The sequence below is a fragment of the Cohaesibacter intestini genome, assembly GCF_003324485.1.
Taxonomy (GTDB): domain Bacteria; phylum Pseudomonadota; class Alphaproteobacteria; order Rhizobiales; family Cohaesibacteraceae; genus Cohaesibacter; species Cohaesibacter intestini.
In genome coordinates this window covers 565,801-592,281 of the sequence record NZ_QODK01000003.1, presented here as the reverse complement: position 1 = coordinate 592,281, position 26,481 = coordinate 565,801, and the positions used below count along the sequence as shown (strand labels likewise).

Annotated in this window: 22 protein-coding genes; 10 read left to right on the top strand and 12 right to left on the bottom strand. The window is 55.1% G+C overall.

The window, feature by feature from the left end; genetic code table 11:
* Positions 1–23: 23 nt before the first annotated feature.
* The 3 genes from DSD30_RS13345 to DSD30_RS13335 form a co-directional block, all read right to left on the bottom strand.
* On the bottom strand, positions 24–344 hold the full coding sequence (locus DSD30_RS13345; RefSeq protein ID WP_114010151.1) for a heavy metal-binding domain-containing protein: 321 nt from the start codon (positions 342–344) through the stop codon (positions 24–26).
* Between the two features lie 138 nt (positions 345–482).
* Entirely contained in the window at positions 483–2,627 is a 2,145-nt protein-coding gene (scpA, locus tag DSD30_RS13340) for a methylmalonyl-CoA mutase (protein WP_114010150.1), read from the bottom strand.
* A gap of 19 nt (positions 2,628–2,646) precedes the next feature.
* Positions 2,647–4,470, bottom strand: a complete 1,824-nt coding sequence (locus tag DSD30_RS13335; protein WP_114010149.1) for a methylmalonyl-CoA mutase family protein — start codon at positions 4,468–4,470, stop codon at positions 2,647–2,649.
* Between the two features lie 1,054 nt (positions 4,471–5,524).
* Here DSD30_RS13335 and DSD30_RS13320 point away from each other — a divergent pair.
* Positions 5,525–6,019 carry a helix-turn-helix domain-containing protein gene (locus DSD30_RS13320; protein ID WP_157967701.1) on the top strand — a complete coding sequence of 165 codons (495 nt, stop codon included), beginning with the start codon at positions 5,525–5,527 and terminating at the stop codon, positions 6,017–6,019.
* 237 nt (positions 6,020–6,256) lie between these two features.
* On the top strand, positions 6,257–7,000 hold the full coding sequence (locus DSD30_RS13315; RefSeq protein ID WP_114010145.1) for an EF-hand domain-containing protein: 744 nt from the start codon (positions 6,257–6,259) through the stop codon (positions 6,998–7,000).
* Between the two features lie 135 nt (positions 7,001–7,135).
* Here DSD30_RS13315 and DSD30_RS13310 read toward each other — a convergent pair whose 3' ends face one another.
* Together DSD30_RS13310 and DSD30_RS13305 are read right to left on the bottom strand one after the other, a co-directional pair.
* Entirely contained in the window at positions 7,136–7,546 is a 411-nt protein-coding gene (locus DSD30_RS13310) for a DUF4332 domain-containing protein (protein WP_114010144.1), read from the bottom strand.
* Positions 7,547–7,727: 181 nt separating this feature from the next.
* Positions 7,728–8,105 (bottom strand): DUF2267 domain-containing protein, encoded by a 378-nt coding sequence (locus DSD30_RS13305; protein ID WP_114010143.1) that lies wholly within the window; start codon positions 8,103–8,105, stop codon positions 7,728–7,730.
* 413 nt (positions 8,106–8,518) lie between these two features.
* On the opposite strand from DSD30_RS13305, the gene DSD30_RS13300 reads away from it, so the two are divergent.
* Together DSD30_RS13300 and DSD30_RS13295 are read left to right on the top strand one after the other, a co-directional pair.
* The gene (locus DSD30_RS13300; RefSeq protein WP_114010458.1) at positions 8,519–10,108 is read left to right on the top strand and encodes a helicase HerA-like domain-containing protein; all 1,590 of its coding nucleotides are present in this window, start codon (positions 8,519–8,521) and stop codon (positions 10,106–10,108) included.
* A gap of 203 nt (positions 10,109–10,311) precedes the next feature.
* Positions 10,312–11,133: a hypothetical protein gene (locus tag DSD30_RS13295; RefSeq protein WP_114010142.1), complete on the top strand. Its 822-nt coding sequence runs from the start codon at positions 10,312–10,314 to the stop codon at positions 11,131–11,133.
* A 77-nt stretch (positions 11,134–11,210) separates the two neighbouring features.
* Here DSD30_RS13295 and DSD30_RS13290 read toward each other — a convergent pair whose 3' ends face one another.
* Both DSD30_RS13290 and DSD30_RS13285 read right to left on the bottom strand, forming a co-directional pair.
* A complete protein-coding gene (locus DSD30_RS13290; RefSeq protein WP_114010141.1) occupies positions 11,211–11,564 on the bottom strand; it encodes a DUF5368 domain-containing protein in 354 nt (117 codons plus the stop codon).
* Positions 11,565–11,587: 23 nt separating this feature from the next.
* Positions 11,588–12,919 carry an NAD(P)/FAD-dependent oxidoreductase gene (locus DSD30_RS13285; RefSeq protein ID WP_245418467.1) on the bottom strand — a complete coding sequence of 444 codons (1,332 nt, stop codon included), beginning with the start codon at positions 12,917–12,919 and terminating at the stop codon, positions 11,588–11,590.
* A 557-nt stretch (positions 12,920–13,476) separates the two neighbouring features.
* On the opposite strand from DSD30_RS13285, the gene DSD30_RS13280 reads away from it, so the two are divergent.
* Positions 13,477–14,868, top strand: coding sequence for a dipeptidase (locus DSD30_RS13280; protein WP_114010140.1), 1,392 nt, complete (start codon positions 13,477–13,479; stop codon positions 14,866–14,868).
* Positions 14,869–14,940: 72 nt separating this feature from the next.
* Here DSD30_RS13280 and DSD30_RS13275 read toward each other — a convergent pair whose 3' ends face one another.
* On the bottom strand, positions 14,941–15,450 hold the full coding sequence (locus DSD30_RS13275) for a ferritin (RefSeq protein WP_114010456.1): 510 nt from the start codon (positions 15,448–15,450) through the stop codon (positions 14,941–14,943).
* A gap of 320 nt (positions 15,451–15,770) precedes the next feature.
* On the opposite strand from DSD30_RS13275, the gene DSD30_RS13270 reads away from it, so the two are divergent.
* The 4 genes from DSD30_RS13270 to DSD30_RS13255 all read left to right on the top strand — a co-directional run bounded on the left by DSD30_RS13270 (position 15,771) and on the right by DSD30_RS13255 (position 20,440).
* Positions 15,771–16,361, top strand: a complete 591-nt coding sequence (locus DSD30_RS13270; protein WP_114010139.1) for a DUF1131 family protein — start codon at positions 15,771–15,773, stop codon at positions 16,359–16,361.
* 146 nt (positions 16,362–16,507) lie between these two features.
* The gene (locus DSD30_RS13265) at positions 16,508–18,202 is read left to right on the top strand and encodes an RsiV family protein (RefSeq protein ID WP_114010138.1); all 1,695 of its coding nucleotides are present in this window, start codon (positions 16,508–16,510) and stop codon (positions 18,200–18,202) included.
* 217 nt (positions 18,203–18,419) lie between these two features.
* Positions 18,420–19,427 carry a methylmalonyl Co-A mutase-associated GTPase MeaB gene (gene meaB / locus DSD30_RS13260; RefSeq protein WP_114010137.1) on the top strand — a complete coding sequence of 336 codons (1,008 nt, stop codon included), beginning with the start codon at positions 18,420–18,422 and terminating at the stop codon, positions 19,425–19,427.
* A gap of 380 nt (positions 19,428–19,807) precedes the next feature.
* On the top strand, positions 19,808–20,440 hold the full coding sequence (locus DSD30_RS13255) for a response regulator (RefSeq protein WP_157967700.1): 633 nt from the start codon (positions 19,808–19,810) through the stop codon (positions 20,438–20,440).
* A 12-nt stretch (positions 20,441–20,452) separates the two neighbouring features.
* On the opposite strand, the gene DSD30_RS13250 is transcribed toward DSD30_RS13255, so the two are convergent.
* From DSD30_RS13250 to DSD30_RS13240, 3 genes are all read right to left on the bottom strand, one after another.
* Positions 20,453–21,253 carry a dimethylarginine dimethylaminohydrolase family protein gene (locus tag DSD30_RS13250; protein WP_114010135.1) on the bottom strand — a complete coding sequence of 267 codons (801 nt, stop codon included), beginning with the start codon at positions 21,251–21,253 and terminating at the stop codon, positions 20,453–20,455.
* 69 nt (positions 21,254–21,322) lie between these two features.
* On the bottom strand, positions 21,323–22,360 hold the full coding sequence (locus tag DSD30_RS13245) for an asparaginase (RefSeq protein ID WP_114010134.1): 1,038 nt from the start codon (positions 22,358–22,360) through the stop codon (positions 21,323–21,325).
* Between the two features lie 162 nt (positions 22,361–22,522).
* Positions 22,523–23,689 (bottom strand): acetyl-CoA acetyltransferase, encoded by a 1,167-nt coding sequence (locus DSD30_RS13240; protein WP_114010455.1) that lies wholly within the window; start codon positions 23,687–23,689, stop codon positions 22,523–22,525.
* A gap of 282 nt (positions 23,690–23,971) precedes the next feature.
* Between DSD30_RS13240 and DSD30_RS13235 the strand changes: the two genes are divergently transcribed.
* Entirely contained in the window at positions 23,972–25,030 is a 1,059-nt protein-coding gene (locus DSD30_RS13235; RefSeq protein WP_114010133.1) for a DmpA family aminopeptidase, read from the top strand.
* A gap of 3 nt (positions 25,031–25,033) precedes the next feature.
* Here DSD30_RS13235 and DSD30_RS13230 read toward each other — a convergent pair whose 3' ends face one another.
* Positions 25,034–26,332 (bottom strand): SDR family oxidoreductase, encoded by a 1,299-nt coding sequence (locus DSD30_RS13230; RefSeq protein WP_114010132.1) that lies wholly within the window; start codon positions 26,330–26,332, stop codon positions 25,034–25,036.
* Positions 26,333–26,481 lie beyond the last annotated feature (149 nt).

Below are 26,481 nucleotides of genomic sequence, written 5' to 3'. Positions count from 1 at the left end.
TGCGTGAGACTATTGCAGATTCGTTACTTGATGACGACAGCAGTACCAGAGGCTGCGACCATCAGCATCGAGCCACGCTCACCGACCGTTTCATAATCCACGTCAACGCCAATCACAGCATTGGCTCCGAGGCGCTGGGCATATTCGGTCATTTCGTCAAGGGCAATGTCCCGCGCCTTTTGCAACTCGCCTTCATAGGCTCCGGCCCGACCACCGACGATATCTCGGATTCCGGCAAAAAAGTCCTTGAAGACGTTGGCACCCAGAATGGCCTCGCCATTGACCATGCCTTTATAGTCAACGATCTGGTGGCCTTCGACATTATCGGTGGTGGTGATCAGCATGGATGTATCCCCCTATGGCTGCTGAATGCGGCTTGGATCATCCATAGGTGGGATCTGTGACAAGGGGATCAAGATGCCAGATAAAAAGAAAGCCGCCCCGTGGGGCGGCTTTCCTATCTCGTTCGAACGTTGGGCGACTTATTTGTAGCCGAGACGCTCGTTGAGTTTTTCGATCACGTCGATTGCGGAGTCTGCAATCACGGTGCCTGGAGCGTAGATCGCTGCAGCGCCAGCTTCGTAGAGAGCATCGTAATCCTGTGGAGGAATAACACCACCAGCAACGATCATGATGTCGCCACGACCTTCGTCTTCGAGCACTTTCTTCAGAGCAGGAACCAGGGTCAGGTGACCAGCTGCCAGAGAGGAAGCTGCTACGACGTGAACGTCGTTTTCAACTGCCTGACGGCCAGATTCTTCTGGGGTCTGGAAGAGAGGTCCGATATCAACGTCGAAGCCGAGGTCAGCAAAGCCGGATGCAACCACTTTCTGGCCGCGATCGTGGCCGTCCTGGCCCATTTTGGCGATGAGGATACGAGGACGACGACCGTCGTTTTTCTCGAAGTCAGCAACCAGTTTTTCGATCTTCTCGATTTTGTCGGACATCGCAGCAGCCTCTTTACGGTAGACACCGGAGATGGACTTGATCTCTGCTTTGTGACGGCCAACGACTTTCTCGATAGCGTCGGAGATCTCACCAACAGTTGCCTTAACGCGAGCAGCTTTCACGGAGAGGTCAAGCAAGTTGCCATCGCCAGCCGCACATGCGTTGGTCAGAGCGGTCAGAGCGGAGTCGACATCAGCCTGACTACGCTCGGCCCGCAGGCGCTCGAGTTTTTCAAGCTGCTGCTGACGAACAACCGTATTTTCCACTTTAAGAACTTCGATCTGCTCGTCAACTTCTGGAACATACTTGTTCACGCCAACAACGGTCTGGGAACCGGAGTCGATGCGAGCCTGAGTTTTCGCAGAAGCTTCTTCGATGCGAAGCTTAGGAACACCAGATTCGATGGCTTTTGCCATGCCGCCCAGTTCGTCGACTTCCTCGATATGCTTGAGTACTTTTTCTACCAGCTCGGCAGTCAGTTTCTCAACATAGTTGGAGCCACCCCATGGGTCGATCACTTTGGTGGTGCCGCTTTCCTGCTGCAGGAACAGCTGGGTGTTACGAGCAATACGAGCAGAGAAGTCAGTTGGCAGAGCCAGTGCTTCGTCAAGCGCGTTGGTGTGCAGGGACTGCGTGTGGCCCTGGGTCGCACCCATTGCTTCGATCGCGGTACGACCGATGTTGTTGTAAACGTCCTGAGCGGTCAAAGACCAACCAGAAGTCTGGGAGTGGGTACGCAGGGAGTAGGATTTAGGATTCTTCGGATTGAAGCGTTCCTTGACCAATTTCGCCCATACCAGACGACCAGCGCGCATTTTGGCAACTTCCATGAAGAAGTTCATGCCAATTGCCCAGAAGAAGGACAGGCGCGGTGCGAAGGCATCAACGTCGAGGCCGGTTTCTACACCAGACTTGATGTATTCCAGACCATCGGCGATGGTGTATGCCAGCTCGAGGTCAGCGGTCGCACCTGCTTCTTGCATGTGGTAACCGGAGATCGAGATCGAGTTGAATTTCGGCATGTTCTGCGAGGTGTACGCAAAGATGTCCGAAATGATGCGCATGGAAGGTGCTGGTGGATAGATGTAGGTGTTACGGACCATGAACTCTTTCAGAATGTCGTTCTGAATGGTACCGGCCAGCAACTTCTGGTCTACGCCCTGCTCTTCAGCTGCGGTGATGTACAGAGCCAGAACTGGAAGAACGGCGCCGTTCATGGTCATGGACACGGACATCTTGTCGAGCGGAATACCGTCGAACAGGGTGCGCATGTCGTAGATGCTGTCGATGGCCACACCAGCCATACCAACGTCACCGACCACGCGAGGGTGATCAGAGTCGTAACCGCGGTGGGTTGCAAGGTCAAACGCGATGGAGAGACCTTTCTGACCAGCGGCCAGGTTACGACGGTAGAATGCGTTGGATTCTTCAGCGGTGGAGAAACCGGCATACTGACGAACAGTCCAAGGACGCTGGGTATACATGGTCGGGTATGGGCCACGAGCGAACGGAGCCATACCTGGGTAGCTGTCCAGGAAGTCGTAGGATGCGATGTCAGCATCGGTGTAGGTGTTCTTCACTGCGATGCCCTCAGGGGTCATCCAGGAAGCGTCGGAGCCATTGGCCACTGGGCCTTCAGGCTTGAATGCGACGTCGGCAAAATTAGGGAGTTTGCTCATAATTCAAGTTCCTTAAGCCTTAAGCCTGCGCGATGCCCAAACGAGCGTGGATGTTCTGCAGTTCACCAAGAACGTCGCAGCCTTCGAAGCAGTAAGCTTCAACACCGGCAGCAGACAGTTTTTCCATGATGTCAGCAGGACGACCAGCCAGCCAGAGCATTTCAACGCCAGCTTCTTTGAGTTCCTTGGCAACTTCTTCGCCCATTTCTTCATAGCGAGCATCAGACGCTACGAGACAAGCGATTTTCGCACCGGAAGCCTTGAAGGCTGCGCCGATTTCGCCAGTTTCCAAGAAGTTCTGATCGGACAGAGACTTGATGCCACCGGCTTCGAAGAAGTTTTTCGCCCAGGTTGCACGTGCGGTGAATTCGGCAATTTTACCGATCTGTGCAAAGAAGACGGTTGGTTCACCGGCAGCTTTGGCAGCATCACGCAGCGCTTCGAAAGGCATGGAGTAGCGGAAGACTTTGAGAGGTTCGCAAGATTCGCCTGCTGGAGCAGCAGCCAATTCGGTGCGTTCAGCTTCGTCAACAGCGGTTTCGCCTTCCAGAATGTTCGGGAATGCGGAAGAACCGGTCAGCGCTTCTTTACGCTTGGCGATCAGTGCGTTACGGACTTCGCTCGACTTGGCGATAGCTTCCTGAACCAGACCGGATTTCAGAGCTGCGTCAATACCGCCGGCAGCAAAGATTTCCTGGAACAGAGCCCAAGCAGCGTTGCCATACTGGTCGGTCAGATCTTCAACATAGCCCGAACCAGCTGCAGGGTCAGTGACGCGATAGAGGTTGGATTCCTCGATCAGCATGATCTGCAGGTTACGAACGATACGACGACCCAGAGCATTTGGCAGGCCAAGTGCGATGGCATGTGGCAGGATGCAAACGCTGTTTGCACCACCAACACCAGCAGCGAAGCCAGCGGTGGATACGCGCAGGGTGTTTACCCATGGATCCAGGCGGGTGGTCATAGCGAAGGAGGTTTCAGCATGCAGGCTGAGCGCTTTGAACTCAACGCCAGCAGCATCCAGCAGGTTCGCCCACAGTTTACGCATGGCGCGCAGTTTGGACAGGGAACCGAACTGGTCAGCGCTTACGGACAGGGTGACATCGATGAGACCAAATGCCTCTGCGGTGTCAAAGCCGTTTTCTTCAAGCGCCTTCACATAGGTGATGATGGTTGCGACAACAGCGCCGAGTTCCTGAGAATCGGAAGCGCCAGCATCATGGTAAGGACGGCCATCAACAGTGATGAATGGGCCTTTGAAGCCTTTGTCCTGCAAGCCACGGATGGTTTCAGCCAGTTCAGCTGCCCAACCGGTAGCAACACCACCAGTGGAAGCGAAATTGCCCAGAGGATCAAAACCGAAGGACAGGCAGAGACCAGCTGGGGCAGCGCCCTTAGCTTCAACGAACTCTACGAAAGCAGCCTGGCCAGCGCCTTCGAGGCGGAGGCTAACGACGTCAAGCATGACACCGTCGAGTGCTTTGGCGATTGCGTCCTTGTCAGCGGCAATACCGTAGCCACGGGCGGCTGCGCTGCCTGCGAAAGGAACAACCAGCATGTTGGAGCCGTTTTTCAGGTCGTCCAGCGCTTGCTTGTTAGCTTTAGCGACATCTGGATTGTCGACGCGCTGAGCAACAGCCCAAGGGGTGTTGTCTGCACGCATGGCCAGAGGCTCTTTGCCTTTGGCACGGTGATACATTGGTTCCACTTCAAGACCATCAACGGTCTTGGTGGTCAGGCGGGAAACAGGTTTCCCTTTGAGGGCCTTTTCTACTGCCGCAACCCATTCATCACGGGAGAAGCCAGGAAAAGTGTCAGTTATCCTCAGAGCATCGCTCATCGTGTTCGCTCCAGTTAGTTAAAGATGAATACAGGAAACACGCCGCTCGCGCCCCTGCTCCAACCTCGGATTGAGTTTCCCAAACGCCGCCCCTCTCGCTCACTCAGCGGTTTGGCGCTTCCCTTGCGAAACATGCATCTGAACTGAATGATAGAGCACTGAACATCGACCGCTTTGTTATATCGCAAGTCCCTGTCCAAAGATGCGCTATTCTCCTCAGCTCTCATGATGTTCTTGTCGAATGCCGTGGACCCGAAATCGGAAGCCATTCTGGCCCAACGATTCAACGACGGATTGAAGGTGACCGAACTGGTCGGGATCCAACTATGGTTTAAGACCCACCCGTCCGTTCCGCAAGCTGGCCAAATGGTCCGGTTTGGGTTTGATATGTCTCAAATACATTTTCTCAGGCTGCGGAAACTGGCGAAATTCTCAGGGAAAATGCCTAACCCCTGCCTAGTCCAGACTGTTACGAATCATCGCACCGGTGATCTGGCATTTCCGCTTTGTCTTACAGGCATAGGTCGATTGTTTTTTTCGCAGACTTGACGAAACCATCGTCATTTTTGCCAAATCCAACGTTATAACCGCCGTTCACATCTGTTCAGAACCCCATATTTATGGTCGCGCTGTCACTCTTTTGGGTTGCCCTTTAGGGAACAATGGTTCAGGTATATCTACGGGTAAAAGTGGGGAAAGCGACTGTATTTCGATCCTGAATGTTCGGGATTGCGATTCATGTTGCCTTAAATAACAAATCAGGCGTCTCGATGGGGCGCTCAGATCGCAACACCAGAATTGCAGAAAAAGATAAATGTTCCATACCCAATGGTCTGCCAACGAGGCGATTCTGTCCGGACAGAATCGCGGTGGCACAAAAGGTTTATATCAGGAAATTGGGCAACGATTTCGCACTTATGGTGTGGAACGTGTTCTGATTTCGGGCATCCCCCTTCCTGGTCGTGACATGAGCAAGCTCGTGCTTCACCAAAATTGGGGCCAAGAGCCATTCACGCCGGTTCAATTGTCACAGATTCGCGGTAATGATGCGCTCGTGCGACGTCTTGCGGTGGCTTACAGGCCGGTCCGCTTGCTATCAAATGGCGCAGAAACCGAATGGCTGGCAAACGCTCCTCTATATGGTTTGCTTAAACGCAATAGCGGTGACCAGAATGGTTTCGACTCACTGATCGGCATGCATATTCCGCTCGAGCAGTTGCAGATACTGATCCTTCTGGCCGGCGCCAACGTTACCATTTCCGATGCTGACCTGTGCAATGCCATGAGCATGATCAGTCGCGATATGGAAGCGATGCACAGCGTCAAGCCATTGCTGCCGCCCCGTCCCGGCGAACTGTCTGTGCGCGAAAAGATGGTTCTGAGCAAGACGGCGGAAGGCAAGACTGCCAATGACATTGCCGTTGAGTTGGAAATTTCCCAGCGGACGGTGCATGCCCATCTGCAAAATGCTTCAGAGAAGATGCAAGCGGCCAACAAGACCCAGACGGTGGTTGAAGCTTTGCGTTACGCCCAGATCTCACTTGCCTGAGCAATAGGCTCTTCGATGATGACAGCAAGACCGATTCTCGGTCTGCCTTGCAAAGAATGCCGCTTCATCGCGGCATTTTTTGTGTTTTGTAACAAAGCTTGTCCGTCCGGAAACACGATACAGTGGGTTACCAAAAAACTGGGATCTCATTTGCCTGTTTGGCGCCAGAGCCACGTCAACCGCTCCTATTGTTGCTAAGATCTGAATATACAGACCAACTCGACACAGGAGACCATCATGAAAACTCTTCTCAGCGGAGCTCTGATTGCGGCAGTTGCTATGACCGGCGCAGCAATGGCCTTTGGCCCCGGTTATCAGACCAACCAGCAAATGACACAGAATAACGGTCAATTCCAAATGCAACGCCCCGGCATGAGGCAAGGAATGGGACCAGGCATGCGGCAGGGAATGGGCCGCAGAATGGACTTCAATCAGACTCAGACCAACGCCTTCCCCAACCGTGGTAAGCGCACCGGAGAACCGGTGTTCGTCGATAGCTGGGACAGTGATGAAGACGGCACCGTCAGCCTTGCAGAAGCCAACGAGCGTCGAGCCGAGTTTTTCAGCGTGCTGGATGACGATGAAGACGGCAAAATTGTCGCCAAGGAGTTCACGGCCTTCCTGACCAACCAGAGAATGCCGCCAGAGGAAGCCACCAATGGGCAGCGTGGCCTGTTTGGCATGGATCTCGCCTTCAATGATGCCAACAAGGATGGTTTCGTGACCAAGGAAGAATTCTTGGCTCAAACCCAGCGTTGGCTTGACGGTATGGATCGTTCGGGTGACGGCAAAGTGACAAGCGCGGACTTCGGGCCGCGCAACGGGCAGATGGCCAACAACAGCCAGTCCAACCAGACCTGGGGACCGGGCCGTGGTATGAAACAAGGCATGCAACGCGGTATGGGCCGTGGGATGAGACAGGGCATGGGCCGAGGAATGGGCCGCGGTATGGGCATGCGCTGGCAACAACAAGCCCAATAATCCCTACCGTTTCAGACCGGCCATTTGCAAAAAAAGAGCTGAGCCAATCATAGTTGGTTGGCCCAGCTCTTTTCCTTGTCACATCTGGCAAGCCTTTGACCGCGCGAACCGCGATGGCCAGCCGCTCGCACTCGCTTAGTAGGTCATCATTGGCGGCAGTTCTTTTGCCTGCGCCACCCACTGTTCAACATTGCTCTGGGCTGGTACCTGACGAACAAGCTTCCGCTTTTCGTTGGCTTCTTTCATGGCGACGGTCAGATTGGCTGCATTGCGGTTGCGCAATTCCTTGACCGTGTCGACGCCAGCGGCTTCGAGCAGTTCGGAATATTCCTCACCGACACCCTTGATCCGCATCAGGTCAGCCATATTGGCCCATTTCAGAATGCGGGCATGCTCAATCCCGGTCTCGGTTTCCAGCGCCTTGCGGCCAGCCGGATCCTTTGCACGCTCCAGATAAGCCTTGGTGTTGGAAATGCCTACGGCTTTGAGTTTTTCCGCATAGGTTGGACCGATACCCTCGATTTTCGCAATTGGATAGGACGACATTCTTCTCTCCTCTGTTCAAACGCTGTCCGTTGCAAACCAGCTTTTTGCTCATGATTAGACTGGACAGGCTCCCCATTTGATCCCCGCCGTGGTCGCCAACTGATCAAGTTCCGATCAGTTAACAACCGCGTCATAGCCAGAGTGGGCCAAAAAAAAGCGACCCGCAAGGGCCGCTTTCTGACTAGATGATTTGGCTCAGGCCGGGGACCGATGAAATCACTTCATCGACAATCGACTCGTCGACATGTTCCTTGGCAATGTCAATCATCTCGCCAGCAACGGACTTCACTTCGCCCATGCCGAGACCTGCACTGTTCAGCTCGCTCATAGCGGCCATAGCACCACCCATGCCGCCCATCAGGCCACCGAGCAGTCCGCCGCCCGAATTGCTCTCTGCCTCAAGCAATTCCTTGGCATTGAGCGCTCCGGCAATCTGCTCCACCTTGTCGGTGTCGGCTTCCTTAGCAAGGAAGTTGAGGATGATTTTCACCGCTGCCTGAGCCATCTCTTCAGAAATACCCGCGGCCGATGCGATGCGCGAAATAATGACGTCTTGCATTCTAGTCTCCCTTGCAGCAGTCCCTTCCCCTTGGCTGGTGACTGCCTTCAACAAATTCGACGGTCGCTCCCCGCTCATCCAAAGCATTTGGGAAGGTGGTCCGTCTCCCGATTCAAACCTTACGTGTACGTTACCCTACACATGCTTGCATCAAAGGCAAGAGCATAGATGGTCCGTCTCAGACACAAGTCTTATCCATCTAAGCCCAGCGACACAATGCGAGAGCAATTTCCGAAAAGCCGGTTGCAGGCTTGTGACAAGCACCGTAAAAGAATCGGTGTGGGATTGATCTCTTCTGTCGCATTCAGCCTTATCGCACGCTGCCTGAACGCTGTATGAATAGATCATGGGAGTGGATGCAAAATCAGGATGCCCAATGGTCGCAGGACCAGGATGAGGAACGGGGAAAGCACATGCTGCAGGACGGCAAGGTCTATCTGGGAACTTCTTTTCTTACCAATGCAGACGGGAGCGAGACCAGTCAGGGAGAATATCTCAATCTGGCATTGGCCAATCGACACGGCCTGATTACCGGGGCAACGGGGACGGGCAAAACGGTGTCCCTCCAGATCCTGACGGAAGGCTTTTCCAATGCAGGGGTGCCGGTCTTCTGTGCCGACGTCAAGGGCGATCTGTCCGGCTTGGCAGCGGCGGGCGAACCGAAGGATTTCCTCGCCAAGCGGGCGGAGAAAATCGGTTTTGCAGACAAGTATGTGTTTGAAGCCATGCCAACCATTTTTTGGGATCTGTTCGGCGAACAGGGCCATCCGATCCGCACCACGATCACAGATATGGGCCCGTTGCTGCTGGCACGCCTTTTGGGGCTGAATGACACGCAGGAAGGGGTTTTGAACATCGCTTTCAAACTGGCCGATGACGAGGGTCTGTTGCTGCTTGATCTAAAGGATCTACGTGCCTTGCTGGTCAATATGGAAGAGCGACGCAAGGAACTGTCTGCCGCCTATGGCAATATTTCCACCGCCTCGATCGGCGCCATCCAGCGCGATCTGCTGGTGCTCGAACAACAGGGCGCAGAGCAGTTTTTTGGCGAGACTGCGCTGAATATCCTTGATCTGATGCGCACCACCCGTGACGGACGCGGGGTGGTCTCCGTGCTCGCAGCAGACAAGTTGATGCAATCGCCGCGTCTCTACGCGACCTTCCTGTTGTGGCTACTGTCTGAATTGTTTGAAGAGCTGCCAGAAGTCGGCGACCGGGACCGCCCTCGCCTCGTCTTCTTCTTCGATGAAGCCCATTTGCTGTTTGATGACGCGCCGAAGATTCTGGTCGAGAAAGTCGAACAAGTGGTCAAGCTGATCCGCTCCAAGGGCGTCGGTGTCTATTTCGTCACCCAGAACCCGCTCGATGTGCCCGATGGGGTTCTCTCCCAGCTTGGCAACCGGGTGCAACATGCGCTGCGTGCCTTCACACCCCGCGACCAGAAGGCCGTGAAGGTGGCCGCTGATACCTTCCGGCCCAATCCCGCGCTTGATACCCGCCAGGTGATCATGGAAATGGGCGTTGGTGAGGCTCTGGTGTCGACGCTGATGAAAAAGGGCGTGCCTTCCATGGTGCAACAAACCCTGATCCGCCCTCCTAGCTCACGTCTGGGGCCAATCACGTCGGCCGAGCGGCAAGCAGTGATCAATAACAGCCCGGTATTGGGGGTCTATGACACTGTCGTTGACCGTGAAAGCGCCTATGAGATCCTCAAGGAACAGGCGGCCGAAAAGGCCAAGCGCGAAGCGGCGCAGCGGGCCAAGGAAGACAAACAACGCGAAGAGCAAGGCCGCATGAAACGAGGCCGTACAGGCTTCTCATTGCCGGATTTCGGCCGCGACGACCGTCCAACACGGCAATCACGACGCAGGACGACCAGCCGCCGCTCCAACAGGCAATCGGTCGCTGAAGCGGCCATGAAGTCCGTTGCCCGTTCGGTCGCCACTTCGCTTGGCAAAGCTTTGGTGCGCGGCATTCTGGGCAGTCTGAAAAGCGGGCGATGACTGCGACTTTCGACCGCTATGATTAGTCAAAAGTAACTGTATCTGTTTACGAAATCCAAGGAATTCTAGCGGACACTAGACGAACCCTTTGCTGGCTTGCCTGTTCAGGGCGTCTAGTCATTGACCAACAATTTATCCTTTCGTGGCGCTTTGTCTTTGCTGCGGGAGGATTTGGCATAGATATCTCGAAGTGTGAGGCCATCTTGTCGCGTCGCTTAAAACCAATCAAAGATCTCTCGGTTCTCATTCTTGCACCACGCAAGCATGACCGGCAATTGTGGGCAGAACTGCTGAAGAATTGTGACATTCGCAATCCGATCTCCATGACCGACATCAAGCAGGCCACTATCACAATTGGGGCAGGCCAAGTTGATGTGGTGTTTGTTGATGAAGCCTATGGACCGCAGGACATTGCCAACATTCTCATTCCGGCACGCAATGTCGAGTTTGCGGGAGGGCGCGGGGTGTGCCTGATCCTGTGTTCCAAAAAAGCGACGACTCAGGATGTGCTCAATGCCAGAAAGCTGGGTTTTGCCTCGCTGGTGATCCTGCCGGCCTCCACTGGAACCGTGCAAAAGCATCTGGAGCTTGCCGCGCGCTATATCCCGATGAGCGATGAAGAGCTGGGCTGGTCAGCCCCGAAAATTCAGGAGCATCGGGAAACCAAAGCCATGCCAGCTCCAAAGGACGATCCGGCATTTGGTTCGATATCTTCGCCCTCTCCCATCCCATCAGGTCAGACTCATCAATCATCAGCGAAATCCGATGCGTTCCGAGAAAGCCAAGCTGCTTCTTTGCCTGCATCCCAGACCTTGGCTGTTGACGGCACTGAGGAAGAGCCCCCGTCCCAAAGCGATGTTCTGAACCTGTCACGGCGCGACATAAGCAGAGAACCCGAGCCATCGCCCGCCAGTCAGCCAAGCGAAAAACCGGCGTCTGATCCGGACCGCGAAGACGCCCTCGAGCGCCTGAAAGCGCCGGGCCGCAGTGGGTCTTCGGCAGAGGAAGAGGTAATTTTCCTGTGACCCCCTTCCCTTGCCTTCGCAAGACGCAAAAAACCGGGCCAAGAGCCCGGTTTTGTTTTTCTCAAGTCAGAGACTGCTCAGGCTTTGGTGTTGCTGAATAGCAGTCCCTGGAGCGTGTAGGCCACCATGACCGTACCAACCGCTCCGGCAATCCAGATCAAGGCGAGGATAATCAGATCGATCGGGCCGCCAATGTCTCCATAGCCTGAAGAGGTCATGGTCTGGACGAACCAGATGGCCGCAAAGCCACCAATGACGCCGACAATCTCGGAACGCAGGAAGCGCCCCGAAGCGAGTGTCCTTTCCCGGAACAGCACATAAAGAAAGGCGATCAGGCCGATGACTGCCAGTGCAACCAGCGCCCAGAAAAGGGCGGGGCCGAAAACTTCCTCGAAAACCGCCAGCAGGGTGGAAAGTGTCAGTTCTTTCATTGTTTCAACTCCTTTGCCGAGGGTTAGGCGCGGCCGCGCACCATGGCCAAATAAGTGGCTTTCAACGCAATTTCCTTCATCAACCAGGAAATCCAGAGTTCTTCGAGTGGTGCAATGACACCGGGGAAGCTGGGCACCAGATTGTTGTTGTAATCAAACTCGATCAGCATCGCCCGTCCGATCTTGGTAATCAGCGGACAAGAGGTATAGCCGTTATAGACTTCGTCGGACGTCTTGCCCTCGATGTCGGCAATTATGTGATCGACCGCCACCGGTACCTGCCATTTGACCGAGGCAGCGGTTTTGCCCTTTGGCACGCCTGCAACATCGCCAACCGCCCAGACATTTTTGAAGCGGTTGTGGCGCAGATTGTATTTGTCGACATCCACCCAGCCGCCTTTGGCCATATCGCCCGGATGGATCGGCAGTGGGCTGTTCAACACAGCGTCGGGTGCCCGCATGGGCGGGATGACGTTGGTGAAGTCATAAGGCATGTCCTTGTCACCGTCCGGTGTGGCAAAGGTGCAGATCTTCTTGCCCGGATCGATGGCTTTGAGCACATGATTGAAGACAGGCTTGACGCCGCGGTCGGCAAATAGCATGCGCAGCTTTTCATTGACGATCGGCACACCGAAAAAGCCATTATTGTGCGCGGCATAATGGACTTCGATCTTGCCGCGTGTTCCTTTGCGGCGGGCTCGATCATCGGTCAGGAAGGTATATTTGAGTGGCGCACCGGCACATTTCATACCGGTCGCTGGTCGGTAGAAAAGACCGACGCCGCCTGTATCTGTGAAGCGGTCCATTTCTCGCCATGTGGCTTCAGCTTCTTCCGGCCCCGCATAAACCGCCCCTATGCCGTCCTTGCCGATGAGGCTCTTTTCGAAGCCTTCGATGGCATCGAAATCCAACATCAAACCGGTTGTAACCAGCAGGTAGTCATAGGCAATGGCCTTGCCGCTCTGGGTGATGACCTTGTTGCCTTCCGGGTCAAACTCCGCAACGGCTTCCTCGATCAGTTCCGCCCCCGATGGCATCCATTCCCGGGTGGAGGAAACGGAATAGTTGGCCGGTTTGAGGCCTGCAGCAATCAGCGTGAAACCTGGTTGATAAAGATGACGTTTGCGACCATCAATCAGGGTGATTTTCACCCCATCCAGCCGCGCGGCCAGCCGGTTGGCCGCGGCAAGACCGGCAGCCCCAGCACCGGCGATAACGATATGAGCCTTGGTCTTGGTTTGCGCCTTGCTGTTGGATGCTGCGGCCGCTGCCGTCAGAAGAAGACCACTGCCTGCGGTAAATTTGAGCAGATCCCGGCGCGATGGGCGGGTGAGCGCTTTGAGCATTTGGGACATCTGGATCCTCCCGTGCTGAGCCTGTTGAGGGGTGACACCCGCTCCATGCGCGGTGCGCAGCGGAAGGATGAACGCCCCTGAGTTGCACTTTGATTATGCCATATTCACATCACTCTGTTTGGCAAAGCCCGGTCTTGCGACCACCAGCCGCACGTGTCGCACAGCTGCCCTGCGGAATAGCAGGGGCCACAAAACAGGCTTAACCCTCTGAAATACTGAGTTATTTAGGTAAATTCAGAGCAAAAATTCCATGACATAACGGTCAAATTCACTGACCTTTCGGTCTTTTATGGCGTCTTTATATTATAATTATCTTATTTGCGAAATATACTAACTTTAGAAAAAGACGCAAATTACATGCTACTTTTGACTACACCCAAGTCTCAATTTGGCTACCTCAGACTGGAAGTGATTCCCTTACGCCGGTGCATGAGATGGAAAAAGCACTCCCCGCTGTCTGGCAAGTGAGGCATCTTGCTGTTAGATTGACCTCTTCCCAATTGGGCTCTTTGCGCCCCTCCCCCCGACGAACTCACATAATCCAACAAGGATGTTCGATGTCTAAACTTGATGCCGTACTTGATCATATCGATGCTCATATCGATGAGTCCCTGTCCCGTCTTGAAGCGCTGGTGCGGTTCAAATCCATATCGACGGATCCAGCCTATAATGACGAGTGCAGAAAAGCCGCTGACTGGCTGGCGGGCGAGCTGAATGGCATCGGTTTCACGGCAGAAGTACGGGACACACCCGGCCACCCAATGGTCGTTGCCCATGATGCTGACCAAGCAGAAAAAGCCGGTCCCAGTGTGCTGTTTTATGGTCACTATGATGTGCAACCGGTCGATCCGGTCGACCTTTGGAACACCGATCCGTTCGAGCCAACCATCGTTGAGCGCAAAGGCGTAAAAATGATGATGGGCCGCGGCACATCGGACGACAAGGGACAGTTGCTGACCTTTGTTGAGGCCTGCCGTGCCTATAAGGCCGTTGCGGGCTCGCTGCCGCTGGCGGTATCCTTCCTGTTTGAGGGAGAAGAGGAAAGCGGCTCCCCTAGCCTGTTGCCGTTCCTGCATGCAAACAAGGACGAGCTGTCAAAAGATCTGGCTCTGGTCTGTGATACAGGCATGTTTGATGCGGATACACCAAGCATCACCACAATGTTGCGTGGCCTGGTTGGTGAGGAAATCATCATCACAGCGGCTGACCGCGATTTGCATTCGGGCATGTATGGTGGGCCTGCTGCCAATCCGATCCGCATCCTGAGCAAAATCCTTGCCGACTTGCATGACGAGAATGGCCGCGTTCAGATCCCGGACTTTTATGAAGGCGTGCAGGAGTTGACCCCAGAGGTCAAGGCACAATGGGATGCCCTGCCATTTGACGGCAAGAGCTTCCTTGGTGAAGTTGATCTGTCGATCCCGGCCGGTGAGACCGGTTACAGCGTCTATGAACAGATCAATGCGCGACCAACCTGCGAATTCAATGGCATTATGGGTGGCTATACCGGCGATGGCTTCAAGACGGTTATTGCTTCCAAGGCGTCAGCAAAAGTCTCCTGCCGTCTGGTGGGCCAGCAGGATCCAGACAAGATCCGCGACAATCTGCGAGCCTTTGTCGAGGCGCGCGTCCCGGCTGACTGTACGGTAACCTTCGAAGAGCATGGTGCTGGACCAGCGCACAGCCTGTCGCCGGACTTCCCGCCACTGGCCAAAGGGGCGCAAGCCCTGAAGGATGAATGGAACAAGGATGCCATTCTGATGGGCATGGGTGGCTCGATTCCAATCGTCGGTGAGTTCAAGACGATTTTGGGCATGGATTCGATGCTGATCGGATTTGCGCTTGACGAGGACAATATCCATTCGCCAAACGAGAAGTATAATCTCAAGAGCTACCACAAGGGCATTCGCTCCTGGGCACGGGTGATTGCATCGTTGGCTGATGCCTGATCGCCTTGATTGAAAGACAAAAAAGCCGGGCGTTGCCCGGCTTTTTTGTGTTCCTTTGTGGCAAAGCCATGCTTATTCTTCGATCATCGGGGCTGGCGCTCGCTGCCCCAGACGGTCATCCATATCCTGAAGATTCCACTCATCATCGCCCGCAGCCAGCGCCAATTTGTAATTGCGGCGGAAGGTATCCTCTTCCTCGACCTGCTCCTCAAGAAACCATTGCAGCATGGCCGTGGTGCCATATTCGCGAGCCTCTGCAGCGGCAGAGAAAATATCATGAATGGCGGCCGTTACATGCTTCTCATGTTCATACGCTGTTTTCCAGGCATCCGCAGGTGAGTCAAACTCCGCCTTGGGTGCGTCCAGCTTGCCGATGGTGATGCGCCCGCCTCTTTTTTCCATGAAGTTGAACAGTTTGCGGGCATGCTCATGCTCTTCAATCGAGTGGGCCTGAAACCATTTTGCCATGCCGGTCAGATCGAGCGAGGCGAAATAGGCCGCAATCGACATATAGAGGTGAGAGGCAAACAGCTCGCTATTGATTTGAGCATTGAGTTTTTCAGCAACAGTATCATTAAGCATGCGTGTCATTCCTTGTCTTGAGACTGCCACCGTTCCCGGGTAACAGAACGTGAAGGGCTTGGTATCGCGCCATTTTACGTGATTTGTTGAATGTAAGCCGCATATTAAGTCAAGATCAATCCAAATATGATGGTTAACCCCTTGCTTATCCCCATTGGACGGCCATGACTACTTTCACCCGGTGGGACTAGGTGTTAGGCTCTCGTTCTAACGGTCTTGAGCGAACCGTTGACCCGACGTTGTCAGGCCCGTCATTGGCCGGATATGGGCGTTTCTCAAGCGGCCATCAAAACAAAAGAAGAAAGCAGTCAGTTCAGTTCATGCGTGCATTCCTTACTAAAATTCTGCGCCCTGCGGCATTCGTGTTTGTCAGCGCAACGCTTGCAGCTTGCGGTGTTTCCATGGGGCCGATTGGCAATCAGGGTGCAGCACCGCCCCCCAAGGCAGTGTTGAGTGTGACCGATGCAGGCGTTGCGGGCCTAACATCTGAGACCAGCTATGGGCCGAAGGCTATTGGCGCGGCCATGCCGGGCTATCAGATCGAAACGATTCAGACCGCTGGTGAAACTGGAACGCAATGGACGTATGCGGCCTTTCTCAATGGCTTGCAGATGGCTCAGATTTTCAAAGGCACGGGCGGCAAGATCGGCGTTGTTCATGGCGTTGGCGATGCGGTGGCCGGACCGAATGGCGAGCGTCTTGGCATGTCCTTTGCGCAATCACGTCTGCCACGCAGTGCCTGCCGGGTGGGCACTGGTCTTTGGCGCGGCATGGGGATTTGCAAGGCGGCCAACACCGAAAAAGTCACGCTGATTTTCGCGATCTCCGGCTTCACCGGCCCATTTGACCGTTTGCCTCCTGCCAATCAGTTTGATCAGGCCACCCTGCAACGCATTCTTTGGACACCTTGATCCAATTTTCTCTCCCAATCCTCCTCCTTGCGGCCTAAAGTGTTTAAAAGGTGAGCAAAAGAGCGTCATTGGGCCTTGCCTCATTTATGTGCAGATGCATGTTTATAGTTAAAGTGTTTTTCTTTTCGGATCGGACCTTCTCCCAAATGCAAAATCCGCTTGCAGTGATCAATCAGGGCAAATGCATGGATGCGCATGGCACCAGCCGTGCCGCTCGCCTGTTTTTGTCCCTGACCTTGCTGGGCGGGTTGCTGCTCAACGGCACTGCATTGGCAGATGGACTGGCAGAACCGGTCAGCTTTATGGTGCAAGACACTCCCCAGGATTTGGGCATTGACCTGTTGCCTTCCACCCCGACGCTCAAGCCGTCGCCAGCCAAACTGGTTGAGAACAGGACTGAGGCTGCCCCGGCTCAGCAGAACGAGCTTTCAGGCCCGGATGCTACAAAGAGAAAATCGGAGACCGCATCGGATCCGGCAGTGCCAGTTGAGAGCATGCCACGGGCGCTGACCAGTCCTGTCCTTGAGAATGTGCCCACCACGCTCGACAAAAGCCAAATGCAGGACTCGGTCGGAGAGGCCCCCGACATGCCGGCGGCGGCAAGCCAGCTCAAACCATCAGACGCAACAGCCGAAGCCAAGGATACACAACAAGACAGCGCACCGAATATTGTGCCGCAAGGTCCCCGCTTACGGCAGCGCTTTTCAGTGCTTTTCACCGAGCAACGTCCTTTCCTTCTTTATGCGCAAGATACGTCGATTTCCTATCTGATGCCGAATGCTCTGGTAGAGCATCCTTGGATCAGCAGAATTCTGCGTGGAACACTGGAAAACAGAGCCCTTTCGCAATGGCAGGAGCTGCGCGCGCAGCAGAAAGCCAATCCGGGCAACACGAGCGGGACAGATCGACCGAAACGGGTTATTTCCGGTCGGGTGGAAGACCGCTTTTCGTCCTCGGAGCTCAGCTCGCTGTTTCTCAAGGAAACCATCACCGAGAGCGATGCACACAAGCATGTTCAGCTTCTGAGCTTCAACTTCGATCACCGCTCACAGAAGGCCTTTGGTTTGCGCGATTTGTTCGGAAGCCAGAATGATGACGCATTGAAGGCCACGATCAATCTGATTGCTGCCTATATGCGCGCCGATATCGTGCGCCAGAAGTCCATACGCCTTGGTACGACAATCAGCATCGAACAGGATTCATGGCTGAAGGATCTCAACCCGGATCTTGATCTGCTCAACACCTTCACGCTGGTGCCCTCAAAACTGTCCGGCAAGATTGCCGGACTGACCTTCCATTTCAATCCCGGTCTGCTCGGGGCCGAGGCTGATGGCCCCTATGCGGTCTATATTCCGACAGCGATCTTTGCCGCCTCCCTTGATGCCTCCTATGCTGATCTGTTTGAAGGCGATGCCATGTTGGTCTCGCGTCATACGGCAACCGGTTTTTCAACGGCCAGCGTCAATCTGGACGGGGTAAGGGAGAATGCCGAGCTGGGGGGCGACATGCTGATTGAAGGGGAGGTTCCGGGCAGTTGGTGTGATGGGTTCCACCTCACTCTTGTTGATAACAAGACCGGTCAAATCGTCACAGAAGCACTGATTGAGTTGTTGCCGTCACTACCACCTTATGGTCTGGCGGGTAACATGATGCGTTTCCGCGCTGAATTGCCGGTTTCTGGCAATGGCGGCCAGCAGGGCCAACTGATTTTTGAACCCTATGCGGTCGCAACCGAAGGGGATCGGGTCGTTATGCGTCCCCAAAGTGCCTGTGACGTGGACAGTGCAATGACCGTACCCGACCCGACACGCGATTCTATCGCTATTCCAGTTACTTATTGATTTTATCCACTCATCTCCTGAATTTTCCCCTGACACCCTTGAGGCACTTGGTCCATTTGGTCAGGCAGACAATCGTTCTTTTATACGTTAGACCAATAGGGAACATCCATTGGGAGGCGATTCAACGCCCTCGCTGGAAAGGGGTTCCCCGTAACCCGACCTTATCGATGTCCGAAACGAATGAAAGCTCGCTGCAGCGGGCCAAGGAAGCACTGCTATGGTACCTGATCGTCTGAATGCGGAGAAACTGACGGAGCAAATTCTGGAAGGCAACCGATCGGCTTTGGCGCGCGCCATCACGCTTGTCGAAAGCCGGAAGCCTGATCACAGAATGATTGCCCATGATCTTTTGACCCGACTGCTGCCCTATTCTGGGAAAGCGCACCGCGTTGGCATCACTGGTGTGCCCGGGGTTGGCAAATCGACGACGATCGACCAGTTGGGTTCGAACCTGACTGCAGCTGGCCACAAGGTTGCCGTTCTGGCGGTTGATCCGTCCTCGACCCGAACAGGTGGTTCGATTCTTGGCGACAAGACCCGCATGGAGCAGCTTTGCACTGACACCAACGCCTTTATCCGTCCCTCCCCATCTGCCGGCACACTGGGCGGTGTGGCAGCCCGGACGCGGGAATCGATGTTCCTGTGCGAGGCCGCCGGATATGACGTGATTCTTGTTGAGACCGTCGGCATCGGCCAATCAGAAACCACCGTTGCCGACATGGTGGACTTTTTCCTCGTTCTGATGCTGCCAGGAGCAGGCGACGAGCTTCAGGGCATCAAGAAGGGTGTGCTGGAAATTGCCGACATGATCGCCATCAACAAGGCAGATGGCGACGGATGGACGCGGGCACGCAAGGCTGCAGCCCAATATCGCACCGCTCTTCACATCATGAAGCCAACCAGCCCCAACTGGAGCCCTCCGGTGATGACCATTTCCGGTCTGGCCAATGAAAGCCTCGACAAAATGTGGAAGCAGGTCGAGTTGCATCAGGAGAAATTGTCGGAAACCGGCGAGTTCCAAACCAAGCGCAGCGAACAGCAAGTGCGCTGGATGTGGGCCATGCTGGAAGATCGCATGCGCGCCATGCTGCACGAGAATGACAGCGTTCAAGGGTTGCTGAAACAGGTTGAGCATGCCGTCGAGATTGGTGAACTGCCTGCGTCTGTCGCGGTAGAAAATGTCATCAACCAGCTATTGACAAGCTTACGAAGCGAACGGTCCTAATCTTATTTGGTACATTTTGCCCGCTGGGCGGACATTTTTTTCTTACAAGTTGACCAAAAAGACGTGTATCGTTTGAGAGGGGGACTAAGCTTAGACATCTGCAAGTCACCATAGGTTTGCATTCAACCTATATGTGTGACCCATGCAGAGAGGGTCAGGTTTCAATGGTGCGACAAAGCAAACGTGTTCTGGTCGCGGATCAATCCGCGACCAACCGAAACAAGCTGACACAGCTTGTCAGACAGTTGGACGTGACTGCTGACCTGACAGAAGTTACGACGTTTGAAGACTGTTTGGGCAAGTTTAAAAAAGCCCAAAAGCAGCCGTATGATCTTGCGTTGATCGGTAGCTTTGAAGAGGTTGATCAAACGAACTTGCCGATGCAATTGTACGACATCGGCGAGGAAACGGTGATTGCACTGATCGTCGATGCTCCGAACCCTGACCTGTTTGTCAATGCTGTTGAATCTTCCGTCTATGACTGCCTTGTCGCACCGGTTGATCTGCCCAGCCTCGAGCGCGTGATGAAACGGGCCAGTCTTTCCAGAGATCCCCTCCCAGCGTTGATCGTCGATGATACGCGCGTCATGCGCAAAGTCGTGATGAAGGTCCTTGGCGAGAGCCAGTTCGCGTTGGCGATCTCGGAGGCCGATTCCAGTGAAATGGCGGTGTCTCTTTGCCGCAAAATTCCCTATTACTGCGTTTTCCTTGACCTCAACATGCCTGTTCAGAACGGGTTGGAAACGGCAAAGCAAATTCTCAGATTGCAGCCCCAATGCCGCATCGTGCTGATGTCGACCAGCAACGTTGATATGGACGACAAGGTTGCCGAGAACGGTTTGGCCTGCTTCCTGCCAAAGCCCTTCTATCCAAAGGATATCAATCGACTGCTTCACGAGTTTCTCGGTTTGGAACAGCCCAATCTGGCAGACCCCGACTTTGTGGGTGATAAAGATGCAGCTGAACCGTCCAAGGACCCCGGGAAAGACGAGCGTGAATATATTCTGGTCTGAATGAACGAGGCGCTAGCCTTTGAAGTAGCGCAGGGACATGCAGGACAAGCCGCCATCCACGCGGGCCGCCTCACTGGTGTCGAGTTCGACAACACGCACATCAGGCGTGGTTTTGCGCAACAAGGTTGCAGTTTTGGGAAAGCCCTTTGACATCAGGATGGTGTCATTGACTCGAATAGCATTGGCTGCCACCTCTTCCCCCTGAGGTATCACGACGGTTTGGTAGCCTTCAAACAAGCCGCTTTCGGCCATGTCACGGGTGCACAGAACCGTTTCATTGCCCAGATATGAGCTGGCTGTCTTGAAGTGCAGAATGGTTTCTGGGGTCTTCATCATACGTGGCCTGTAACCCCACGCCTTGAGATGCTTGGCGAGTTCTTCAAATCCTTCTTCGTTGGTGCGGGCAGACAGACCAACAAGCACCTCACGATCAGTGACCATGATGTCTCCCCCATCAACATAGCCCGGCCCCTGCAATTGGATCACCGTTGGAAACTGCTCTTGCAGCACCGGCAGAATGGCTTCAGCTTCTCCGAGGCGTGTCTGCGCACCAGGCCTGAGCAGGATCGCACCTTCGGGGAAGCAAAGGGCAGGATCCTCAACAAAGACCGAATCCGGGAAGGCTTCAAGCGCAGGCAAACAGAGTGTCGTCACCCCGGCCTCGGCCAACGCATCGAGATAGGCTTGATGCTGGGCCAAAAACAAGGTTGGATCCGGGTCCGGTCCGCTGCCAGCCCTCAGTCCGTCAGCAATCGAGCTGCCCGGCGTGCGGCTGATGGTATGAGTGAAGCGATATCCGACCTCTGACAACATTAATCTTGCTTTCCTGTTTTTCTGCACGCTGTTTTTCAGCGTCGTACCCAACCGATCGTCCCCAATTGGCTAGGCGGTTTTTCTCTGCATGAGATGACTCAAGACACCTTCGGCCAGTTGAACATCACCGACATGGATTCCATTCCAGTTGATCATCTTGTCTCTACGCCAGCGATCTAGCGCTACGGCCTCGCCTTCGCTCATTGGCAGGAAGGCATCAATGACAGCGGCCATCATCACTTCTGCGGCTCGGAACGCCCCGTCCCAGCATTTGAGTGCAACGCCGATCCCCTGCTCTGGCAGAGTGGCGCAAAAGACGCCTTCAGCCCCAACCTTGACGAAAGCCCGTTCACCGAAAATATCCATCACGCCGGTGCAGAACCGATCATGCCCTGCAACCATGTAAGGCGCCTTTGCCACCGCTTGGCGGATATGGCTGGCTGCCTTGGCACGCTCTGGCGACAGATCCTGCCCGGTGCCAAACCGGGCAAAGGCATGTGCGAGGTTCTTAAGCGGCATGGCGTAGGTGGGGATCGAGCAACCATCCGTGCCGCACAGATCATGGACGCTATGCTCGTCCATCTGGAAGCTGGCCATGGATTCGACAACGGCCCGGATTTCCCGTTGGACCGGATGCTCGGCCTTGATGTAGCCGTGGTGATCGAGCCCCGCCTTCTGCGCAAAGCACAAGAAACCGGCATGCTTGCCGGAGCAATTGTTGTGAGCAGCGGTTGGTTCGATGCCTGCACGATGCAGGATCGCCTGATCAATCTCGTATTTCGGGCTGTGGGCACCGCATTCCATGGCGTCCAGCGTCAGACCGCACGCCGCTAGCATGCTATGGACAGTCTGCACGTGGCTTTCCTCGCCATTGTGAGAGGCACAGGCAATCGAGACGGCTTCAGTCGGCAGACCATAGGCATCAACGGCACCGGATTCGACAAATGGCAGCGCCTGCAAGCCTTTGATGGCCGAACGCGGGTAAACCGGGCTTTCGATGTCGCCGATAGAGGTCACGAGTTTTCCGGTGGTATCGACAACGGCAATCGCGCCCATATGCCAGCTTTCCACGCGTGCGCCACGTGTGACTTCAACCAGAACAGCCATAGAAGGGTCTCCTTGGTGAGGGATCATGGCAGCATTGCAGAGCTGCAGTCCGGGGAGACTAACGGTGACCGTATTCCAGAACAAGCGCGATTGAGACGGTTTGAACAAAAAGGCTCCGCAAGCAGGCAAGAAGCGGAGCTTTTGAGTCTTGGAGCTGCTGGCTTATTTCACACGCTCAAGGATCGAAACATAGTTGGCGACCGCAGCCCCGCCCATGTTGAAAATGCCACCAATGTTGGCGTCGGCAATTTGCATGTCGCCCGCCTTTCCGGTCAGCTGCATCGCCATCAGGGCATGCATGGAAACCCCGGTCGCTCCGATTGGGTGGCCTTTGGATTTGAGGCCGCCGGATGGATTGACCGGCAGCTTGCCATCCTTGAGCACAAGGCCTTCCTTGATGGCCCGTTCGCCCTCGCCTTCCGCCACAAGGCCCATGGCTTCATATTCGATCAGTTCGGCAATGGTGAAACAGTCATGAGTTTCCACCAAAGCCAAATCAGCTAGCGTCAATCCGCTTGTCTCAAAGGCACGGGCCCAAGCAGTGCGGCAGCCTTCAAATTTCAGAATGTCGCGTTTGGACATGGGCAGGAAGTCATTGACCTGAATGTTGGCGCGGAACTGAATGGCCTGATCATGGCTTCTGGCAGAGTCGTTGTCGGACAAAACCACGGCAGCGGCCCCATCAGACACCAGCGAGCAGTCAGTGCGTTTGAGTGGGCCGGCAACAATCGGATTTTTCTCGCTTTCGTCACGGCAGAATTCAAACGGGAATTCCTTGCGCATCTGGGCATAAGGATTGGACATGCCATTCTTGTGCGCCTTGGAAGCAATCATTGCCAAGGCTTCTGTCTTGTCGCCATAGCGCTCGAAATAGAGATGGGCAATCTTGCCAAAGACACCCGCGAAGCCCATCGGGGTGTCCCCATCCTCGGGTAGATAAGAGGCTTTGAGCAGATTCGCGCCGATTTCCGGGCCGGGGGTCGTGGTCATTTGCTCGACACCGACAACCAGCACCTTGCGGGCACGCCCTGCTTCAATCGCCTTGATGCCTTGAGAGATGGCTGCGGAGCCGGTGGCGCAGGCATTTTCAACGCGGGTCGCAGGTTTGAAGCGCAAGTCGGGGCTCGCCTGCAAAACCAGCGAAGAGGTGAAATCTTGATGCGAGAAACCGGCATTGAAATGCCCCAAATAGATTTCATCAACATCCGCAGGCGCAAGGCCCGCATGGGCCAGGGCTTCGGTTGCTGCGTCGACGATCAAAGATTCAACGGTCGCACCTTCGAGTTTTCCGAACTTGCTATGCGCCCAACCAACAATACTTGCTGACATAAGGTCCTCCCCGACCATTCCGGACTGCGCCGCCTCATCAAGGCCAAGGCCAGTCACACTTGATTTGTTTGACCGCCATACAATCGCGTTTTGACGTAAACGTCAAAGTAATTTTGTTCTTTCACGGCCCTCCGCAACAAAAGTTTCTGTGATCCGTCCCCAGAGAAATGTGTGGTGTCACTAATCGTGCGTTTTGTCTTACCTTGGCTTGCACGTCCCCGCCCAGTTGCCTAGGGTCGCCGCAAATGAAAGACAATTGAAGGCCGAAAGGGCAACAAGACGATGAGTGAACGCAACGCGGCAGATTTTGGTATCCGAATCGGAACAATGACCCCCGGCCCTTCCAACAGCATGGCCGACATTGCTGGATTGTCCTTTGGTCATGTCACTTTGTCAAACGGTGCGGTGCAAACCGGGGTGTCGGTGATCCACCCCCATGGAGGCTCACTGTTTGAGGAAAAGTGCGTTGCTGCTGCCCATGTGATCAATGGTTTTGGCAAAAGCGTCGGCCTGATGCAATTGACCGAGCTGGGTCAATTGGAGACACCGATTGTCCTCACCAACACGCTGTCTGTCGGCACCGCGTCAACGGCGCTGGTCCGGCATATGCTGGCCGACCATCCGGCCATTGGCGAGGCCACCGGAACGGTTAACCCACTGGTGATGGAGTGCAATGATGGTGCTTATCTGAATGATATTCGTGGCCTGCATGTCACGCAAGATCATGTCGCGGACGCCTTGGTGCAGCGCTTGAGCCACTGTCAGCATGGGGCAATTGGCGCGGGCACGGGCATGAGCGCCTATGAGCTGAAAGGCGGCATTGGCTCTGCTTCGCGCCTAGTGCCTGCTGGGCCTCATTCTTATCGCCTTGCGGCTCTGACCCTGTGCAATATGGGTTTGCTGTGTGATCTGGTGGTTGATGGCCAGCCGGTGGGGCGGACGCTTGAACGACAGCAGGGTGCTGATGAGGAAAAAGGCTCGATCATCATTATCCTTGCCACCGACGCTCCCCTCACCGCACGGCAATTGCAACGGCTTTGCGTCCGAGCCAGCGCCGGATTGGCACGGACCGGCACGCAGTTTGGCTCGGGCAGCGGGGATATCGTGCTGGCCTTCACGACGGCCAACCGCATCCCGCATGATATGCCGCAGGATCCGGTGGAAAGGGTTGAGCATTTGCACGAAAACGCGCTTGATCCCTTCTTCCGTGCGACGATTGAAGCCACCGAAGAGGCGATCCTAACGGCGATGTTTGCTGCCGAGCGGACGGAAGGCAAACACGGCCGCTGCCGCGAAAGCCTTGCGGACCTTTGGCCTTCTCTTCCTTTGAAGAAAGACTGACATCTAGCGGGTGGTCAGCAGGCTGCGGGTGATCAGGGCCAGCATCATGGCAGGGACGGCTTTCAGCAACGAGCCGAGCGGATCGGCCCAGAGATCAGGCACCAGAATAGTGGCCGCAATCAGATAGATGATGGTCATCAGCACCATTGCCAGACAGACCTGTCGGGCAAGATTTCGCACAAGGATCGCCACCCCCAACACGATGTCGATCATCGCGGCACTGGCCAACAGGAACTGTGATTGCAACAAAGTGGTGCCGGATTCAGCCAGAAGATTGGTGGCATCCTGCATCTGGATCAGGGTTATCACCCCGGTCAGCACCCAGAAAAGTGACAAGGTCAATACCAGCACCGGCAGCATCAGGGACAGTTTGGAAAACCAACGCTCCTGTGTGGTGCTTGGCAGAATGCCCAGCGTGTCCTGATAGGACCGGCAATAGCGACCTGAAATGGCGTGCCACAGAGTGGGATCACCAGCGACATGACCTTCCAGCACCTGCAGGGCGGTTGAGCGGAGCGGCGAGCGCCAGCCCAGATGTCCCAGCCCATTGGCAATGCTCGTGATCACTCCGGCCCATTTTTCCGACATGCGGATGGTGTAGCGCGCAGGCGAGAAGCCAAGCCAAGCGCGCATGCCACGCACCAGATCTTCGAAGGAATGGGTTTCCTCTTCCACCAGATCGATGTCCGCATGGGCCGGAATACGGCCTTCGATAGCCATCAAGGCGGCTTCGGTCAGCTCTTCAACATGGACGGTCTGCATGCGGCGATCTGCCATGACCAGCGGTTGCCAGTAGGGAAAAGCAACCAGCAGGCGCAACAAGGCCGTGCCACTATAAGCAGACGGGGCCAGCACCAGACCGGGGCGCAAGATCACCCAGTCAATCGACGAGTCCATGATGGCATCGTCACCGGCAGCCTTGGTGCGCATGAAAGGTGTCGGGGCATTTGGTTCGGCGCCCGTAGCAGAAATCTGCACAAAGCGGATGATGCCACGTTCGATACAGGCATCAAGGCAGGCCTTGACTGAATGGTGATGGACGGCTTCCAGATCAGCCAACAGTCCATCCTGCAGGGCGCTGGCAGCATTGATCACCGCATCAACGCCAATGAGCATGTGGTGCCACTCACCGGGATCCTGTAGGCGGCGCATGTCTCCGGTATGCCATTCCACCTGCGGCAACAGGCGAGAGGCATCTTTGGGCGTGCGAGACAGACTGACGACCTCATGCCCGGCCTTGAGCAGAGTTCGGCAGATTTCCGATCCGATAAGACCAAAGCCACCAAGCACCAGAACTCGCATGGGTCGCCTACTGCTCCTATATTCAGATTTCGGGCGAAAAAGCCCGATTGTTCAAATGGTTGTATTCATGACGGGCAACTCGCCCGGACGTGCCAAAAATGGAAATCAAGTCGTGTGGACTTTAATCGGGGCTGACGCGCGGGTCACCA

Coding starts and splice junctions, on each gene's coding strand:
- DSD30_RS13345 (WP_114010151.1), bottom strand. CDS start 344: ATGCTGATCACCACCACCGATAATGTCGAAGGCCACCAGATCGTTGAC.
- scpA (WP_114010150.1), bottom strand. CDS start 2,627: ATGAGCAAACTCCCTAATTTTGCCGACGTCGCATTCAAGCCTGAAGGC.
- DSD30_RS13335 (WP_114010149.1), bottom strand. CDS start 4,470: ATGAGCGATGCTCTGAGGATAACTGACACTTTTCCTGGCTTCTCCCGT.
- DSD30_RS13315 (WP_114010145.1), top strand. CDS start 6,257: ATGAAAACTCTTCTCAGCGGAGCTCTGATTGCGGCAGTTGCTATGACC.
- DSD30_RS13310 (WP_114010144.1), bottom strand. CDS start 7,546: ATGTCGTCCTATCCAATTGCGAAAATCGAGGGTATCGGTCCAACCTAT.
- DSD30_RS13305 (WP_114010143.1), bottom strand. CDS start 8,105: ATGCAAGACGTCATTATTTCGCGCATCGCATCGGCCGCGGGTATTTCT.
- DSD30_RS13300 (WP_114010458.1), top strand. CDS start 8,519: ATGCTGCAGGACGGCAAGGTCTATCTGGGAACTTCTTTTCTTACCAAT.
- DSD30_RS13290 (WP_114010141.1), bottom strand. CDS start 11,564: ATGAAAGAACTGACACTTTCCACCCTGCTGGCGGTTTTCGAGGAAGTT.
- DSD30_RS13285 (WP_245418467.1), bottom strand. CDS start 12,919: ATGTCCCAAATGCTCAAAGCGCTCACCCGCCCATCGCGCCGGGATCTG.
- DSD30_RS13280 (WP_114010140.1), top strand. CDS start 13,477: ATGTCTAAACTTGATGCCGTACTTGATCATATCGATGCTCATATCGAT.
- DSD30_RS13275 (WP_114010456.1), bottom strand. CDS start 15,450: ATGCTTAATGATACTGTTGCTGAAAAACTCAATGCTCAAATCAATAGC.
- DSD30_RS13270 (WP_114010139.1), top strand. CDS start 15,771: ATGCGTGCATTCCTTACTAAAATTCTGCGCCCTGCGGCATTCGTGTTT.
- DSD30_RS13265 (WP_114010138.1), top strand. CDS start 16,508: ATGCAAAATCCGCTTGCAGTGATCAATCAGGGCAAATGCATGGATGCG.
- meaB (WP_114010137.1), top strand. CDS start 18,420: ATGGTACCTGATCGTCTGAATGCGGAGAAACTGACGGAGCAAATTCTG.
- DSD30_RS13255 (WP_157967700.1), top strand. CDS start 19,808: ATGCAATTGTACGACATCGGCGAGGAAACGGTGATTGCACTGATCGTC.
- DSD30_RS13250 (WP_114010135.1), bottom strand. CDS start 21,253: ATGTTGTCAGAGGTCGGATATCGCTTCACTCATACCATCAGCCGCACG.
- DSD30_RS13245 (WP_114010134.1), bottom strand. CDS start 22,360: ATGGCTGTTCTGGTTGAAGTCACACGTGGCGCACGCGTGGAAAGCTGG.
- DSD30_RS13240 (WP_114010455.1), bottom strand. CDS start 23,689: ATGTCAGCAAGTATTGTTGGTTGGGCGCATAGCAAGTTCGGAAAACTC.
- DSD30_RS13235 (WP_114010133.1), top strand. CDS start 23,972: ATGAGTGAACGCAACGCGGCAGATTTTGGTATCCGAATCGGAACAATG.
- DSD30_RS13230 (WP_114010132.1), bottom strand. CDS start 26,332: ATGCGAGTTCTGGTGCTTGGTGGCTTTGGTCTTATCGGATCGGAAATC.